General features: G+C 62.9%; 17 protein-coding genes and 2 tRNA genes. 9 read left to right on the forward strand and 10 right to left on the reverse strand.

Features of this window, described 5'->3' with window-relative positions; genetic code table 11:
• Positions 1 to 48 precede the first annotated feature (48 nt).
• Positions 49 to 630 carry an RBBP9/YdeN family alpha/beta hydrolase gene (locus CFY91_RS14495; protein WP_093987114.1) on the reverse strand — a complete coding sequence of 194 codons (582 nt, stop codon included), beginning with the start codon at positions 628 to 630 and terminating at the stop codon, positions 49 to 51.
• A gap of 260 nt (positions 631 to 890) precedes the next feature.
• On the opposite strand from CFY91_RS14495, the gene oscA reads away from it, so the two are divergent.
• The 5 genes from oscA (at position 891) to CFY91_RS14520 (ending at position 4997) form a co-directional block, all read left to right on the forward strand.
• Positions 891 to 1073 carry a sulfur starvation response protein OscA gene (gene oscA / locus CFY91_RS14500; protein ID WP_093987115.1) on the forward strand — a complete coding sequence of 61 codons (183 nt, stop codon included), beginning with the start codon at positions 891 to 893 and terminating at the stop codon, positions 1071 to 1073.
• A 141-nt stretch (positions 1074 to 1214) separates the two neighbouring features.
• Positions 1215 to 2210, forward strand: a complete 996-nt coding sequence (locus tag CFY91_RS14505) for a sulfate ABC transporter substrate-binding protein (protein ID WP_093987116.1) — start codon at positions 1215 to 1217, stop codon at positions 2208 to 2210.
• 95 nt (positions 2211 to 2305) lie between these two features.
• Complete coding sequence (cysT, locus tag CFY91_RS14510; RefSeq protein ID WP_093987117.1) at positions 2306 to 3124, forward strand: sulfate ABC transporter permease subunit CysT; 819 nt, start codon at positions 2306 to 2308, stop codon at positions 3122 to 3124.
• Between the two features lie 10 nt (positions 3125 to 3134).
• Entirely contained in the window at positions 3135 to 4007 is an 873-nt protein-coding gene (gene cysW / locus CFY91_RS14515; protein WP_093987118.1) for a sulfate ABC transporter permease subunit CysW, read from the forward strand.
• Between the two features lie 3 nt (positions 4008 to 4010).
• Positions 4011 to 4997: a sulfate/molybdate ABC transporter ATP-binding protein gene (locus tag CFY91_RS14520; RefSeq protein WP_093987119.1), complete on the forward strand. Its 987-nt coding sequence runs from the start codon at positions 4011 to 4013 to the stop codon at positions 4995 to 4997.
• Between the two features lie 106 nt (positions 4998 to 5103).
• Here the strand turns inward: CFY91_RS14520 and ychF are convergent, their stop codons facing one another.
• The 9 genes from ychF to CFY91_RS14565 all read right to left on the reverse strand — a co-directional run bounded on the left by ychF (position 5104) and on the right by CFY91_RS14565 (position 12036).
• Positions 5104 to 6204 (reverse strand): redox-regulated ATPase YchF, encoded by a 1101-nt coding sequence (gene ychF, locus CFY91_RS14525; protein WP_093987120.1) that lies wholly within the window; start codon positions 6202 to 6204, stop codon positions 5104 to 5106.
• 38 nt (positions 6205 to 6242) lie between these two features.
• On the reverse strand, positions 6243 to 6827 hold the full coding sequence (gene pth, locus CFY91_RS14530) for an aminoacyl-tRNA hydrolase (RefSeq protein ID WP_093987121.1): 585 nt from the start codon (positions 6825 to 6827) through the stop codon (positions 6243 to 6245).
• Positions 6828 to 6861: 34 nt separating this feature from the next.
• Positions 6862 to 7461, reverse strand: a complete 600-nt coding sequence (locus tag CFY91_RS14535; RefSeq protein WP_093987122.1) for a 50S ribosomal protein L25/general stress protein Ctc — start codon at positions 7459 to 7461, stop codon at positions 6862 to 6864.
• A gap of 110 nt (positions 7462 to 7571) precedes the next feature.
• Entirely contained in the window at positions 7572 to 8513 is a 942-nt protein-coding gene (locus CFY91_RS14540; RefSeq protein ID WP_093987123.1) for a ribose-phosphate pyrophosphokinase, read from the reverse strand.
• Between the two features lie 93 nt (positions 8514 to 8606).
• Positions 8607 to 8681 (reverse strand) — tRNA-Gln (locus tag CFY91_RS14545).
• A gap of 33 nt (positions 8682 to 8714) precedes the next feature.
• Positions 8715 to 8789, reverse strand: a tRNA-Gln gene (locus CFY91_RS14550).
• Positions 8790 to 8811: 22 nt separating this feature from the next.
• On the reverse strand, positions 8812 to 9681 hold the full coding sequence (ispE, locus tag CFY91_RS14555; RefSeq protein WP_093987124.1) for a 4-(cytidine 5'-diphospho)-2-C-methyl-D-erythritol kinase: 870 nt from the start codon (positions 9679 to 9681) through the stop codon (positions 8812 to 8814).
• Positions 9682 to 9683: 2 nt separating this feature from the next.
• Positions 9684 to 10298, reverse strand: coding sequence for a lipoprotein insertase outer membrane protein LolB (gene lolB, locus CFY91_RS14560; protein WP_093987125.1), 615 nt, complete (start codon positions 10296 to 10298; stop codon positions 9684 to 9686).
• A 1-nt stretch (position 10299) separates the two neighbouring features.
• Complete coding sequence (locus CFY91_RS14565) at positions 10300 to 12036, reverse strand: tetratricopeptide repeat protein (RefSeq protein WP_093987126.1); 1737 nt, start codon at positions 12034 to 12036, stop codon at positions 10300 to 10302.
• A 151-nt stretch (positions 12037 to 12187) separates the two neighbouring features.
• Between CFY91_RS14565 and hemA the strand changes: the two genes are divergently transcribed.
• From hemA to CFY91_RS14585, 4 genes are all read left to right on the forward strand, one after another.
• A complete protein-coding gene (gene hemA / locus CFY91_RS14570; RefSeq protein ID WP_093987127.1) occupies positions 12188 to 13453 on the forward strand; it encodes a glutamyl-tRNA reductase in 1266 nt (421 codons plus the stop codon).
• Positions 13454 to 13455: 2 nt separating this feature from the next.
• Entirely contained in the window at positions 13456 to 14538 is a 1083-nt protein-coding gene (gene prfA, locus CFY91_RS14575; protein WP_093987128.1) for a peptide chain release factor 1, read from the forward strand.
• Between the two features lie 86 nt (positions 14539 to 14624).
• Positions 14625 to 15458, forward strand: coding sequence for a peptide chain release factor N(5)-glutamine methyltransferase (prmC, locus tag CFY91_RS14580; RefSeq protein ID WP_093987129.1), 834 nt, complete (start codon positions 14625 to 14627; stop codon positions 15456 to 15458).
• 4 nt (positions 15459 to 15462) lie between these two features.
• Positions 15463 to 15701: ThiF family adenylyltransferase (locus tag CFY91_RS14585; protein WP_207759400.1), on the forward strand; the 239-nt coding region annotated here is incomplete at its 3' end.

Genomic DNA, 15701 nt, shown 5'->3' on the forward strand with positions numbered 1-15701 from the left:
ATGGTGATAAGAGACAGGTGCGGGGCAGCTGGGGCATACGGGGACTCCTCAGGCGCGGCGCCGGGCCTGCTGTTCGATCAGGGTTTGCAGGCGGTACAGATAAGCAAAACCCTGTTCCCAGCGCTGGTGCCCGGATTGCACATTGATATGCCCGGCTGCCGGAAGGATGACGGCCTGGCTGCCCCAGTCGCTGGCCAGTTCGCGGGCGCGCTCGGCACTGGCGGCCGGGTCGTTGTCCGAACCTACCAGCAGGCTGGGGAATGGCAGCCGCTGACGGGCGATAGGCGCGAAGTTCTGCAGCGGTGCCGGGCACCTGGCACGTTGCACATCGGCCGGTGCCACCAGCAGGGCACCGCGCAGGCGTGCCAGGTGCTCGGCCGGGGCGCTGGCAGCCCAGTGCGCGACGGTGATGCAGCCCAGGCTATGGGCAATCAGCAGGGTGGGGCGGGTGTCGCGGGCGATGCAGGCATCCAGCGCGGCGACCCAGTCGGCGCGCCGTGGGGTAAGCCAGTCGTGTTGCTCCAGCCGTTCGCTGCCCGGCAGTACGCGTTGCCAGTGGCTCTGCCAATGGTCTTCGGCAGACCCTTGCCAGCCCGGGACTATCAGATAACGAATCGCTTGATCGCGCATCGGCTGCGCCTCCTGTGCGTGACGAGGAGGGGCAGTGTAGGAGGGCTACAGGATTATTAAAAAAGAATAAAAATTTATTTGCTTATTCTTTTGTCGGCTAAGCAGGTGTTGTGGTGCAGGGTGGCTACATATTTCCAAAAAGAATATAAATGTTCTTAAATGATATTTTTAAGAATATTTGAGTGTCCCTACTATCCGCTCCACAGCCACCCGCGAGGGGCATCAGCCTCCGCTTCGGTGGCTTTTCAAGGAGCATAGAAATGAGCGCAACCCTGCGAAATCTCGAAGGTCAGGACGAGGCGGGCATTCTGCGTGAAATCCAGGCGGCCCTGCAGGGGCTGAAGTTTGGCTCGGTGGAAATCACCGTGCACAACGGCCAGGTGGTGCAGATTGAACGCAAGGAGAAATTCCGCCTGAACGCATCGAGCAGCAAGCCCAGCTAAACCTGCTTACTCCGTAAGCAAGATTGCCCGACCGGACCACCGGAGGGCGTGCAATGCAACCGGCCGCCGCTGCACCGCGCAGTTGGCCTTGGTCACTTCATTGAACGCCAATTCCCCGTGAGTCCCAGTAGGAGCATCAGCATGTCTATTCGTCGTTTTGCCCTGGCCACCCTGGCCAGCACCCTGATCGCCGGCCCTGTTGCCGCGCAAACCCTGCTCAACGTGTCCTATGACCCGACCCGTGAGCTGTACAGTGAATTCAACGCGGCCTTCAACAAGCACTGGCAAGCCCAGGGCAATGAGGCCGTAACCATCCAGCAGTCCCATGGCGGCTCGGGCAAGCAGGCCCGTGCGGTGATCGACGGTCTGCGCGCCGACGTGGTGACCCTGGCGCTGGCCGGGGATATCGACGAGCTGTACAAACTCGGCAAGCTGATCCCGCAGAACTGGCAGGAGCGCCTGCCGGATGCCAGCACGCCCTATACCTCGACCATCGTGTTCCTGGTGCGCAAGGGCAACCCGAAGGGCATCAAGGACTGGGATGACCTGGTCAAGCCGGGCGTAGCAGTGATCACGCCTAACCCGAAAACCTCCGGCGGCGCGCGCTGGAACCTGCTGGCCGCCTGGGCCTTTGCCCAGCAGAAGTACGGCAGCGAAGCGCAGGCCAAGGAGTTCGTCGCCAAGCTGTACAAGAACGTTCCGGTACTCGACACCGGAGCGCGTGGCTCGTCCATCACCTTCGTCAACAACGGCATCGGCGATGTGCTGCTGGCCTGGGAAAACGAAGCCTTCCTGGCGCTGAAGGAAGAGGGCGGTGACAACTTCGAGATCGTTGCCCCGTCGCTGTCGATCCTTGCCGAACCGCCGGTGAGCGTGGTGGATGCCAACGTTGACCGCAAGGGCACCCGCAAGGTAGCCGAGGCCTACCTCAACTACCTGTACAGCGATGAAGGTCAGCGCCTGGCCGCCAAGCACTTCTACCGCCCGCGTAATCAGGCGATCGCCAAGGACTTCAGCGAGCAGTTCTCTGACCTGAGGCTGGTGACCATCGATGCGGATTTCGGCGGCTGGAAAACCGCGCAGCCGAAGTTCTTCGATGACGGCGGCATCTTCGACCAGATCTACCAGGCCCGCTAAGCGCAGCCACCAGCGACAGGCCCCATGCTGCAAGCGGGCTTGTCGCCGTGGCGTGTACTGCTCGCTTGCAGCTTGACGCATGCCGCTGAGGTTTTATGTCTCGTCGTACTTCCCCCGTCATACCCGGCTTCGGGCTGACGCTGGGTTACACCCTGGTGTACCTCAGCCTGTTGGTGCTGATTCCCCTGGGTGCCATGTTCGTGCATGCCGCTCAGCTTACCTGGGAACAGTTCTGGACCATTATTTCCTCGCCCCGGGTACTGGCCGCGCTGAAGCTGAGCTTCGGTACCGCCTTTCTCGCGGCGGTGATCAACGGTGTGATCGGCACCCTGCTGGCCTGGGTGCTGGTGCGCTACACCTTCCCCGGTCGCAAGATCATCGAAGCGATGATCGACCTGCCGTTCGCCCTGCCCACGGCGGTGGCCGGTATCGCCCTGACCGCGCTGTATGCGCCTAATGGTCTGATCGGCCAGTTCGCCACATCCCTGGGCTTCAAGATCGCCTACACCCCGCTGGGCATCACTCTGGCCTTGACCTTCGTCACCCTGCCGTTTGTGGTGCGCACCATCCAGCCGGTGCTGGCCGACATCCCCCGCGAGGTCGAGGAGGCCGCCGCCTGCCTGGGCGCCAAGCCATTGCAGGTCGCTCGCCATGTATTGCTGCCGGCGTTGCTGCCCGCCTGGCTGACCGGCTTCGCCCTGGCCTTTGCTCGGGGGGTTGGTGAGTACGGCTCGGTGATCTTTATCGCCGGCAATATGCCGATGAAAACCGAAATCCTGCCGCTGCTGATCATGGTGCAACTAGACCAGTACAACTACGCCGGAGCGACCGCCATCGGCGTGCTGATGCTGGTGGTGTCGTTCATTTTGCTGCTGCTGATCAACCTGCTGCAGCGCCGCATCAGCCATTCATAAGGAGCCGGGTATGTCATCTGCAACCCTGACGGCCAGTGCCGTCAACAACGCTGCCCGGCGCGGCAGTGCCCTGGGCCGCCGCCTGCTGGTGATCAGCGCCTGGCTGGTGTTTCTGCTGTTTCTGGTATTGCCTTTGTTCGTGGTGCTGACCGAGGCCCTCAAGCAGGGCGTCGGGGTATTCTTTACCTCGATCTTCGAGCCCGATGCCATCAGTGCGCTGAAGCTGACTTTGCTGGCGGTGGGCATCGCCGTGCCGCTCAACCTGCTGTTCGGCGTGGCAGCGGCGTGGTGCGTGAGCAAGTACGAGTTTCGTGGCAAGAGCATCTTGGTGACCCTGATCGACTTGCCGTTCTCGGTGTCGCCGGTGATCGCCGGTCTGATCTACGTGCTGCTGTTCGGCGCCCAGGGCTTCTTCGGCCCCTGGCTGCGTGAGCACGATATCCAGATCATTTTCGCCCTGCCGGGTATCGTGCTGGCCACCCTGTTTGTCACCGTGCCCTTTGTTGCCCGCGAGCTGATCCCGCTGATGCAGGAGCAGGGCACCCAGGAAGAGGAGGCCGCGCGCCTGCTCGGCGCCAATGGCTGGCAGATGTTCTGGCATGTGACCCTGCCCAATATCAAATGGGGCCTGATCTATGGCGTGGTGCTGTGCACCGCCCGGGCGATGGGCGAGTTCGGCGCGGTGTCGGTGGTGTCCGGGCATATCCGTGGCTACACCAACACGCTGCCGCTGCATGTGGAAATTCTCTACAACGAATACAACCACGTTGCCGCCTTTAGCGTCGCCAGCCTGCTGTTGCTGCTGGCGCTGCTGATCCTGCTGCTCAAGCAGTGGAGCGAATCACGCATCAACCACCTGAAAGCCCGTGCTGGCGAGGAATAAGCCATGAGTATTGAAATTCGCAATGTCAGCAAGCGCTTCCTGACCTTTCAGGCCTTGCAGCAGATCAACCTGCATATCCACAGCGGCGAACTGGTGGCGCTGCTCGGCCCGTCCGGCTGCGGCAAGACCACCCTGTTGCGCATCATCGCCGGTCTGGAAACGCCAGACAGCGGCGCTATCGAGTTCCATGGCGAGGACGTCTCCAGGCACGATGTGCGTGATCGCAATGTCGGCTTCGTGTTCCAGCATTACGCGCTGTTCCGCCATATGACGGTATTCGACAACGTCGCCTTCGGCCTGCGCATGAAGCCCAAAGCGCAGCGTCCGAGTACAGCAGAGATCAAGCGCAAGGTGCATGAGCTACTCGATCTGGTGCAGCTCGACTGGCTCGGCGACCGCTACCCCGAGCAGCTTTCCGGCGGACAGCGTCAGCGTATTGCCCTGGCCCGCGCCCTGGCGGTGGAGCCACGGGTGTTGCTGCTCGATGAGCCGTTCGGTGCGCTGGATGCCAAGGTGCGCAAGGAGTTGCGCCGCTGGCTGGCGCGCCTGCATGAGGACGTCAACCTGACCAGCGTGTTCGTCACCCACGACCAGGAAGAAGCCATGGAAGTGGCGGATCGTATCGTGGTGATGAACAAGGGGGTGATCGAGCAGATCGGCACGCCGGCGGAGGTGTATGAGAAACCGGCCAGCGATTTCGTCTATCACTTCCTCGGCGACGCCAACCGGCTGCATGGCGAGGCCGGTGCGCCGCCGCTGTTGTTCCGTCCCCATGAGATCAGCCTGTCACGCCAGGCACAGGCAGGTCATCGACAGGGCGAGGTACGCGATATCCGTCCGCTGGGGGCGATTACCCGGGTGACCCTGAGCGTAGCGGGCCAAGCGGAGCCGATCGAGGCCGAGGTCGCCAAGGACCATCCGGGGCTGGCTGGCCTGGCACGCGGGAGTAGCCTGTACTTCCAGCCGCAGTTAGCGACACCGCGCGCTTAGTCGCTGGTACGGCGAATCTGTGCTTGCAGATTCGCCTGCCAGCTTGGCTGTCCGATGCTGCAACGAAAAGGCCCTCCGAAGAGGGCCTTGCGCAACTGTCGGGGTGTTAGACGTTGAAGCGGAAGTGCATGACGTCGCCATCCTTGACGATGTAGTCCTTGCCTTCCAGGCGCCACTTGCCGGCTTCCTTGGCACCAGCTTCCCCCTTGTACTGGATGAAGTCGTCATAGGCGATGACTTCGGCGCGGATGAAGCCTTTCTCGAAATCGGTATGGATGACCGCGGCCGCTTGCGGTGCGGTAGCGCCGACACGCACGGTCCAGGCGCGCACTTCCTTCACACCTGCGGTGAAGTAGGTCTGCAGGTTGAGCAGCTGATAACCGGCGCGGATCACCCGGTTCAGGCCGGGTTCGCTCATGCCCATGGTTTCCAGGAACATCTGCATTTCTTCCGCATCGTCCAGTTCGGCGATCTCGGCCTCGATCTTGTTGCACACCGGCACGACGATGGCGCCTTCTTCCTCGGCGATGGCTCGCACCACGTCAAGGTGCGGGTTGTTCTCGAAACCGTCCTCGGCGACGTTGGCGATGTACATCACCGGTTTGGTGGTGAGCAGGTGGAAGGTCTTGGCCAGGCGCTTTTCTTCGTCACCGAGGTTTTTCAGCAGGCTGCGTGCCGGCTTGCCCTCGGTGAAGTGAGGAATGAGTTTTTCCAGCAGATTTTTCTGTGCCACGGCGTCCTTGTCGCCGCCCTTGGCGGTACGTGCGACCTTCTGCAGCTGCTTCTCGCAGCTGTCGAGGTCGGCCATGATCAGCTCCAGGTCGATGATCTCGATATCGCGCTTGGGGTCGACGCTGTTGGCGACATGGATCACGTTGTCGTCTTCGAAGCAGCGCACCACATGGGCGATGGCATCGGTTTCGCGGATATTGGCCAGGAACTTGTTGCCCAGGCCTTCACCTTTCGATGCGCCCGCCACCAGACCGGCGATGTCGACGAATTCCATGGTGGTGGGGATCACGCGCTCGGGCTTGACGATCTCCGCCAGGGCGTCCAGGCGCGGGTCGGGCATCGGTACGATGCCGCTGTTCGGCTCGATAGTGCAGAAGGGGAAGTTCTCCGCGGCGATGCCGGATTTGGTCAGGGCGTTGAACAGGGTGGACTTGCCGACGTTGGGCAGGCCGACGATGCCGCAGTTGAATCCCATGGTGTATCCCTCGCGGAGCTGAATTGGGTGAAAGGTGATCAGGCCTTGCGGCTGTGCAACTGTTGCATGGCGCGGGTCCAGTTGCCGTCGAGCATATCGCCGAGGCTGTCCAGGGCGAAGTCGATGCTCTTGTCGAGCAGTTCCTGCTCGCTGCGTGGCGCGCGACCCAGTACGTAGCCGGAAACCTGGCTGGCATGGCCGGGATGACCAATGCCCAGGCGCAGACGGTAGAAACCGTTCTGGTTGGCGTTCTGCGCAATGATGTCGCGCAGCCCGTTGTGCCCGCCATGGCCGCCGCCCTGTTTGAGCTTGGCGACGCCGGGGGGCATGTCGAGTTCATCGTGGGCGACCAAGATGGCTTCGATGGGAATGCGGAAGAAGTTCGCCAGCGCCGCCACCGCCTGACCGCTGCGGTTCATATAGGTGGTGGGAATCAGTAGGCGAACGTCGCGGCCCTGGTGACTGAATTTGCCGACCAGGCCGAAGTACTTCTTGTCGAGGGACAGGCTGACGCGTTGCTGCTCGGCCAGGCGCTCAACGAAAAGAGCCCCTGCGTTATGCCGGGTCTGGTCGTATTCAGGGCCTGGATTACCCAGGCCGACGATCAGTTGGATGGCAGTCACGACAGGGGCCCTTTGTCAGGAAGCGGGGCGCGTATTACTCGGCGCCTTCTTCCTTCACGCGGGAGGCGTGGATGTTGCTGACTGCCAGGTTGTTGCCGTGGGCCAGGGCCACCAGCTCAACGCCTTTCGGCAGCTTCAGGTCGGACAGGTGCAGGGTCTGGCCTACTTCAACGGCAGCCATGTCGACTTCGATGAACTCCGGCAGGTCCTGCGGCTGGCAGGCTACTTCGACTTCCACGATGGTGTGGGAGATTTCGCCGCCTTGCTGCTTGACACCAACCGAGCTGGCTTCGTTGATGAAGTGCAGCGGTACGTGGGCGGTCAGTTTCTGGCCGGCAACTACGCGAACGAAGTCAGCATGTACCACATAGCCTTTGGCCGGGTGACGTTGCAGGGCTTTGATCAGTACGCTTTCCTGGGTGCCGGCAACGTTCAGGCTCAGCACGTGGCTGAAGGCTGCTTCGTTTTCCAGCAGCTTGGCCAGTTCTTTGGCCAGCAGGCTGATCGATTGCGGGGCCTTGTCGCCGCCGTAGACGACAGCAGGCACCATGGCGACGTTACGACGCAGGCGGCGGCTCGCACCTTTCCCCAGGTCGGAACGCACTTCGGCATTCAGGGCAAATTCAACAGTCATGGCATTCTCCAAAATATCCCTTCTCGGTACACGGCTTGCGACCAGCGTGTTCCGGGGCGGGCAAAAAGCCTCGCCAGGTGGCGGGGCAGGGTACGTCAGGCGATGTCCGCTTAGCGGAACATCGCACTGATCGATTCTTCATTGCTGATGCGGCGCACCGCTTCAGCGACTACCGGGGCAATGTCCAGCTGGCGAATGCGCGAGCAGGCCTGGGCCGCGGCAGACAGCGGGATGGTGTTGGTCACCACCAGCTCGTCGAGTACGGAGTTTTCAATATTCTCAATGGCGCGGCCGGACAGCACCGGGTGCGTGGCGTAGGCGTAGACCTTGGCGGCACCGCGCTCCTTGAGCGCCTTGGCGGCATGGCACAGGGTGCCGGCGGTATCGACCATGTCGTCGACCAGAATACAGGTGCGGCCCTCGACATCACCGATGATGTGCATCACTTCGGAGTGGTTGGCCTTCTCGCGACGTTTGTCGATGATCGCCAGGTCTACACCCAGGCTCTTGGCCACGGCGCGCGCACGCACCACACCGCCGATGTCCGGGGAAACGATCATCAGGTTATCGAAGCGCTGGTCTTCGATATCGTCGACCAGTACCGGCGAGCCGTAGATGTTGTCGACTGGAATATCGAAGAAGCCTTGGATCTGGTCGGCGTGCAAGTCAACGGTGAGCACGCGGTCGATGCCGACCACGGTCAGCATGTCGGCCACTACCTTGGCGCTGATGGCTACGCGTGCCGAACGCGGACGGCGATCCTGGCGGGCATAACCGAAATAGGGAACCACGGCCGTGATGCGGCTGGCAGAGGAGCGGCGGAAGGCGTCGGCCATCACCACCAGTTCCATCAGGTTGTCGTTGGTCGGCGCGCAGGTAGGCTGAATGATGAAGACATCCTTGCCGCGCACGTTTTCCAGGATTTCTGCACTCACCTCGCCATCGGAGAATTTGCCAACGGCTGCTTCACCAAGGGGGATGTGCAATTGACGAACGACGCGGCGCGCCAGATCGGGGTTGGAGTTCCCCGTGAAAACCATCATCTTGGACACGCGCAGTACCTGCCAGCTGAGGGTGGGCCTTACAAACCAAAAGCCGTTCCAAGACGCTGCCTTGGCAGATCTCGAAACAGCTTTTGCGGAATATGGCAGGGGCGGCTGGATTCGAACCAACGCATGGCAGGATCAAAACCTGCTGCCTTACCGCTTGGCGACGCCCCTGTATGGTGTTGCTCTGTGCTGACGGGTGGTTGATGGCAGGGGCGGCTGGATTCGAACCAACGCATGGCAGGATCAAAACCTGCTGCCTTACCGCTTGGCGACGCCCCTGTGTCGTACAACCCGTTTTGCATCACTTCTTGGCCAGTGCCTGGAGCTTGCGGTGCAACATGGAGATGTTGCGCCCCTGAGCTACAAAGCTCGGCAGAGTGGCTGGAAGTTGGCGGCGGACTTTATCAGCTTCGTCGCGGCTTGGGAAGCTCCCAAACACACAAGATCCAGTGCCGGTGAGTTTTGCTGGGACAAATTTGTTCAGCAAGATCAGCGCGTTACGCACTTCGGCGTAGCGCTTCTCGACCACCGGCTGGCAGTCGTTATGACCGCCCCCTGCAAGAAGGCTGCGAACTTTAATGGCCGGCGTATTGCGTGTCAACTCGGGGTCGTTGAAAACTTCTGCTGTGCTGACAAAGACTTGCGGCACGGCAACGAGGAACCACGGCTCGCTCAGTTGGACCGGCTGCAGACGTTCGCCGACGCCTTCGGCAAAGGCCGCATGGCCGCGCACGAAGACGGGCACATCAGCGCCCAGGCGCAGCCCCAGTTCGGCCAGGGTGTCCTCATCCAGTCGGGTCTGCCAGAGATGGTCGAGTCCCAGTAGGGTAGTGGCGGCATCCGAGCTGCCGCCGCCGATACCGCCGCCCATGGGCAGCTGCTTGTCCAGCCAGATATCGGCGCCCAGCCGGCAACCGCTGTGTGCCTGGAGCAGGCGTGCGGCGCGGACGATCAGGTTGCTCTCGTGATCCACTCCATCGATCGGTGTATGCAGCTGTATTTTGCCGTCCTGGCGCGGGATGAAACTCAGTTGGTCGGCATGGTCGAGAAACTGAAACAGGGTCTGCAGTTCGTGGTAGCCGTCGGCACGACGCCCGGTGATGTGCAGAAACAAATTGAGCTTGGCCGGTGCCGGCAGTTGCAGGGCATCGCCAGGAGGGGTATGCGGCATGGTCAGTGTCCGAGCTGGCGGGCTTGCCAGTCCTTGATCACCAGGATGATCTGCAGCTCGCCACGCTGCGCCTTGAGACGTTGCGGCAGGCTGAAGCCGTGCTGGTCGCGGTAGTCGAGAAATTGCAGTTGCCAGCCATCCTGCTGCAGGGCGGCCAGGCGGCTGTCGCTGTCCAGGGTCAGTTGGCTGCGGCTGCCGGGGGCGGGCAGGCCGCGAATCCACCAGTGCAGCTGGCTGACCGGCAGTTGCCAGCCGAGTTGCTCGCCGAGCAGGGCCTGGGCCGACTCGCCTTGATAGCGGCCCTGGTTGGCGATCTCCAGATTGACCGCGCCATCGCGTCCGGTCAGGCGCGCGGCGCCGCGGCCGAGCGGCCCGGACAGGCGTATGTCGAAATAGTCCTGGCGTTGCAGCCAGAACAGTGTGCCGCTACCGGAGTCCTGTGGGGCACGGATGCCCAGTTTGCCGCTGATCTGCCAGCCATCGATCTGGCTGGTCTGGGTCTTGTGTACTTGCCAGGCCTGGGCGTTGCCCTGGCCCTGGAGCACCTCGCGCGGGGTGAACGTCGAGCAGCCAGAGGCGAGCAGCAGAGTGACTGCCAGCAGGGTATTCAGGCGCATATCAGGGGTGTTCCTCGCCGGTCAGGCGCAGCAGGGTTTCGCGCAGGATAGGGCTGTCCGGTTGCGCGTCGAGGGCCTGGCGCCAGACCTGGCGTGCTTCGCGTTGCTTGCCGCGCAGCCAGAGTACTTCGCCGAGGTGGGCGGCCACCTCGTGGTCGGGGAAGGCGGCGAAGGCCTGGCGCAGGTACTGTTCGGCTTGCTGCAGGTTGCCCAGGCGGTAATGCACCCAGCCCAGGCTGTCGAGGATGGCCGGGTCCTGCGGGTTGATCTGGTGGGCCAGTTCGATCAGTTGCAAGGCTTCGTCGTAGCGTTCGGTGCGATCGGCCAGCGTGTAGCCCAGCGCGTTGAGGGCCATGGCGTTGTCGGGCTCCTGGCTGAGGATGAAGCGCAGGTCGGCTTCCAGCTGAACCAGATCATCACGCTGTTCGGCGAGCATGGCGCGCGTGTACAGCAGGTTGAGGTCGTCCGGGTACTGGCGCAGCGCCTGTTCGATCAATTGCCAGGCAGCCTCGCCACGCTGTGCTTCGGCGAGTGTCTCGGCTTCCAGCAGGTACAGTGCCACGGCCTGTTCGGCTTGTTGCTGGCGGGCCTGCTGCAACAGGCTGGACAGCTCGGCGAAGCGTTGGCTGTCAGCGAGTAGCTGGGCGAGGCGTGCTTGGGCGGGCAGGTAGTCACTGCCCGGGCCGACCTGGGTGTAGGCCTGCAGGGCTTCCTCGGGCTCGTTCTGCTGTTCGTAGAGGCGGCCGAGGTGGAAGTGCGCGGCGTCGACGTGCACCTGGCGCAACAGCAGCTCGCCAAGGTGCTGGTGGGCGCGTTCCCAGTCACGGTTCTCCAGGCTGATCAGCGCCAGCGACAGGCGCAGGTCATCATCCTCGGGGAAGCGCTGCAACAGTTCGGCAAATGCCTCGCCAGCCGCCTGCAGGTCTTCCTGTTGCAGCAGCAGGCGTGCTTCGGCCAGGCGCAGGCGCTTGTCGGTCGGGTGCTGGCCAATGCCCTGGCGCAGGCGCTTGAGGGCCTGCTCGTGGCGGCCGAGGTCCTGCAGCAGGCGTGCCTGCAGGAGAATGGCGCTGGCCTGACTGGCCTGGGGCAGGCGCTGCAGTTGTTGCAGGGCCTCCTCGTTGCGGCCGTCCTGGTAGAGCAGTAATGCCTGGCCGAACAGCAGTTGCTGATTGTCCGGATAGCGCTCCAGCAGGCGCTGGAAACCATCCAGCAGGCCGGCGCGGGTGCGCTCGTCGGTATCCGCGGCAGCCAGGGCCAGGAAGTCGAAATGCGTGTCGCCCTTTTGCTGGAGGACCCGCTCCATGACCTGCATGGCCTGCTCGTGCTGGCCGGCGCGAGCCAGCTGGATGGCTGCATTGCGCTGGGCATCCAGGCTGTCCGGGGCGCTTTTCGCCCACAGTTGCGCGCTTTCCAGGCTGGCTGGGCCGTCATCAAGGTATTCGGCGATGCGGAAGGCGCGTTCGGCAACCCCGGCATCGCCGGTGGCGCGGGCCTGCGCCAGGTAGTTGTCGAGGGCCAGGTCGAAACGGTTGCGCTGGCCGGCCAGTTCGGCGGCGAGCAGGCTGAACAGCGTGTCCTGACTGAATGACGCGTACTGCTTGGGCGGCAAGCTGGGTGTCTGTTGCGCCGAGGTGGTCTGCTCGGCTGGCGGTTCGCCCAGGGGCAGCTGCTGGCAACCGCTGAGCAGGCCCAGGCCCAGTAGGAGAGGGTACTTAAGCAAGGCTGGCGACATGGTCATGACAGGTAGTGACTGGGGTTTGCGGCATGATGACATAAGGCCGTGGGCAAGCCCACTGGCGTTCCTCTTGACCTGAGACATGTCGGTGGTTGTTCTCGTTCGGGTGAAATAGGACAATCTGTCCCCTTTCCTGACTGTTCAGCGATCCTGCATGGCCTTTCTAGCCCTTGGCATCAATCACAAAACCGCTTCGGTAGCCGTGCGCGAACGCGTGGCTTTTACCCCGGAGAAGCTGGTGGAGGCGTTGCGCGAGCTGTGCCGGCTGACGCCCAGTCGCGAGGCGGCGATCCTCTCGACCTGCAACCGCAGTGAGCTGTACCTGGAACAGGATGCCTTGGCTGTCGACGAGGTATTGGCCTGGCTGGCTGATTTCCATCAGCTGAATGTCGCCGAATTGCGTGATTGCGCCTATGTACATGCCGATGAAGCCGCCGTGCGGCACATGATGCGGGTCGCTTGCGGGCTGGATTCACTGGTGCTGGGTGAGCCGCAGATTCTCGGCCAGATGAAATCGGCGTATGCCGTGGCCCGTGAGGCCGGCACGGTCGGGCCGCTGCTCGGGCGCCTGTTCCAGGCGACCTTCAGCACCGCCAAAACTGTGCGTACCGATACGGCGATTGGTGAAAACCCGGTGTCGGTGGCCTTTGCCGCGGTCAGCCTGGCCAAGCAGATCTTTGCCGACCTGCACCGTAGCCAGGCGTTGCTGATTGGCGCCGGTGAAACCATTACCCTGGTGGCCCGGCACCTTTACGAGCAGGGGGTCAAGCGTATCGTGGTGGCCAACCGCACCCTGGAACGTGCCAGCCAGCTGGCCGAGCAGTTTGGCGCGCATGCGGTACTGCTCTCGGAGATTCCCAACGAGCTGGTCAACAGCGATATCGTCATCAGTTCTACCGCCAGCCAGTTGCCGATTCTTGGCAAGGGCGCCGTGGAGCGTGCCCTCAAGCAGCGGCGCTACAAGCCGATCTTCATGGTCGATATTGCCGTGCCGCGGGATATCGAGCCCGAAGTGGGCAATCTCGATGATGTCTACCTCTATACCGTCGATGACTTGCATGAAGTCATCGAGGAAAACCTCAAGAGCCGTCAGGGTGCTGCGCGCGCGGCCGAGGAGCTGGTGGCCAATGGTGCCGATGAGTTCATGCTGCGCCTGCGTGAACTGGCTGCCGTGGACGTGCTCAAGGCCTACCGGCAGCAGTGCGAAAGCCTGCGCGACGAAGAGCTGGCCAAGGCGCAGCGCGCGCTGGCCAATGGCAGCCCGGCCGAAGAAGTACTGCAACAACTGGCCCGAGGCCTGACCAACAAGTTGCTGCATGCGCCCAGCGTGCAGTTGAAGAAACTGACCGCCGCCGGTCGCCTGGATGCCCTGGCTCTGGCGCAGGAGCTGTTTGCTCTGGATGAGCGGAGCGAGCACTGATCATGAAACCGTCGTTATTGAACAAGCTGGCGACCCTGCAGGATCGCTTCGAGGAGCTCACCGCACTGCTCGGCGATGCCGAAGTGATTGCCAACCAGCCACAGTTTCGCGCCTATTCGCGCGAGTACGCCGAAGTCGAGCCGGTGGTGCAGGCCTATCGGCAGTTGTGCAAGGTGCAGGATGACCTGGCGGGCGCCCAGGCGCTGCTCAAGGACAGCGACCCGGACTTGCGGGCCATGGCCGAGGAAGAGGTCGAGCAGGCCAAGGCCTCGCTGGAGGAACTGGAAGATCGTCTGCAGCGCATGTTGCTGCCCAGGGATCCCAACGACGGGCGCAACGTCTATCTGGAAATCCGTGCCGGTACCGGCGGTGACGAGGCGGCGATTTTTTCCGGCGACCTGTTTCGCATGTACTCGCGCTACGCCGAAAGGCAGGGCTGGCGCGTGGAGATTCTCTCGGCCAGCGAGGGTGAACACGGTGGCTTCAAGGAGGTTATCAGCCGGGTGGAGGGTGAGAACGTCTACGCCAAGCTGAAGTTCGAATCCGGCGCACACCGTGTGCAGCGCGTACCGGAAACCGAGTCCCAGGGGCGTATCCACACGTCAGCCTGTACCGTGGCGGTATTGCCCGAACCGGATGAACAGGCGGCCATCGAGATCAATCCGGCGGATCTGCGTGTGGATACCTACCGCAGCTCCGGCGCCGGTGGCCAGCACGTCAATACCACCGACTCGGCGATCCGCATCACGCACATTCCCACCGGCACGGTGGTCGAATGCCAGGAAGAACGTTCGCAGCACAAGAACCGCGCCAAGGCCATGGCCTGGCTGGCAGCCAAACTCAAGGACCAGCAGGAAGCCGCCGCGCACAAGGAGATTTCCGATACGCGCAAGTTGCTGGTGGGCTCGGGCGACCGCTCCGAGCGTATCCGTACCTACAACTTCCCCCAAGGGCGGGTGACCGATCACCGGATCAATCTCACGCTCTACAGCCTGTCCGAAGTGATGGCCGGGAGTGTCGAGGCGGTCATCGAGCCCTTGCTGGCCGAATACCAGGCCGACCAGTTGGCAGCACTGGGCGACTAACCACAGCAGTCCGTCACAAGCCACAAGTCGCCCGTTGCGTGCGGGCCTGCTTGTCGCTTGAGGCTTGCAGCCTGAGGCTAAACATTATGGCCAGCATCGAATTCCTGCTTGAAAGCGCCGATCTGCCCGAATCGCCCAGCCCTAGGCTGGACGCCGAGTTGCTGCTGGCCGCTGCGCTGGGCAAACCGCGCAGCTACCTGCGCACCTGGCCCGAGCGTGAGCCGGAGGCCGCACAGCAGGCCTGCTTCCAGGCCTATCTGCAGCGCCGCCGCGCCGGTGAGCCGGTGGCCTATATCCTGGGTCAGCAGGGTTTCTGGAGCCTGCACCTGGAAGTGGCCGCGCATACGTTGATTCCCCGGCCGGATACCGAGCTGCTGGTGGAGAGCGCCTTGCAGCTGTGCGCGGAGACTCCACTGGCGGTTCTTGACCTGGGCACTGGCAGCGGCGCGATTGCCCTGGCCCTGGCCAGTGAACGGCCGGCCTGGCAGGTGTGCGGGGTGGATCGCCTGGACGAGGTGGTGGCTCTGGCCGAGCGCAACCGCCAGCGCCTGGGCCTGGACAACGTGCGCTTTCTGCGCAGTCACTGGTTCTCCGCACTGGCCGGGCAGCGCTACGCGCTGATTCTCAGCAATCCGCCCTACATCCGTGCCGATGATCCGCACCTGACGCAAGGTGATGTGCGTTTCGAACCGAGTAGCGCGCTGGTCGCCGGGGCCGATGGCCTGGATGATCTGCGTCTGATCATCGCCCAGGCACCGGCTTATCTCGAGGACGGTGGCTGGCTGCTGTTGGAACATGGCTTCGACCAGGCCGAGGCGGTGCGTGCGCTGCTCGTCGCGGCCGGTTTCCACGAGGTGCATAGCCGCCGTGACCTGGCCGGCCACGAGCGCATCAGCCTGGGGTGTAGCAAACATGGGTGAAGCAATGCTGACGGACGACGAGCTGCTGCGCTACAGCCGGCAGATCCTGCTGGCGCAGGTGGATATCGAGGGGCAGCTGCGCCTGAAACGCAGCCGTGCACTGATCGTCGGGCTGGGCGGGCTGGGTTCGCCAGTGGCGCTGTACCTGGCGGCAGCTGGGGTGGGCGAGTTGCACCTGGCGGATTTCGATACGGTGGATATCACCAACCTGCAGCGGCAGATCGTGCATGACACGGCCAGCGT

This window comes from Pseudomonas fluvialis (assembly GCF_002234375.1).
Taxonomy (GTDB): domain Bacteria; phylum Pseudomonadota; class Gammaproteobacteria; order Pseudomonadales; family Pseudomonadaceae; genus Aquipseudomonas; species Aquipseudomonas fluvialis.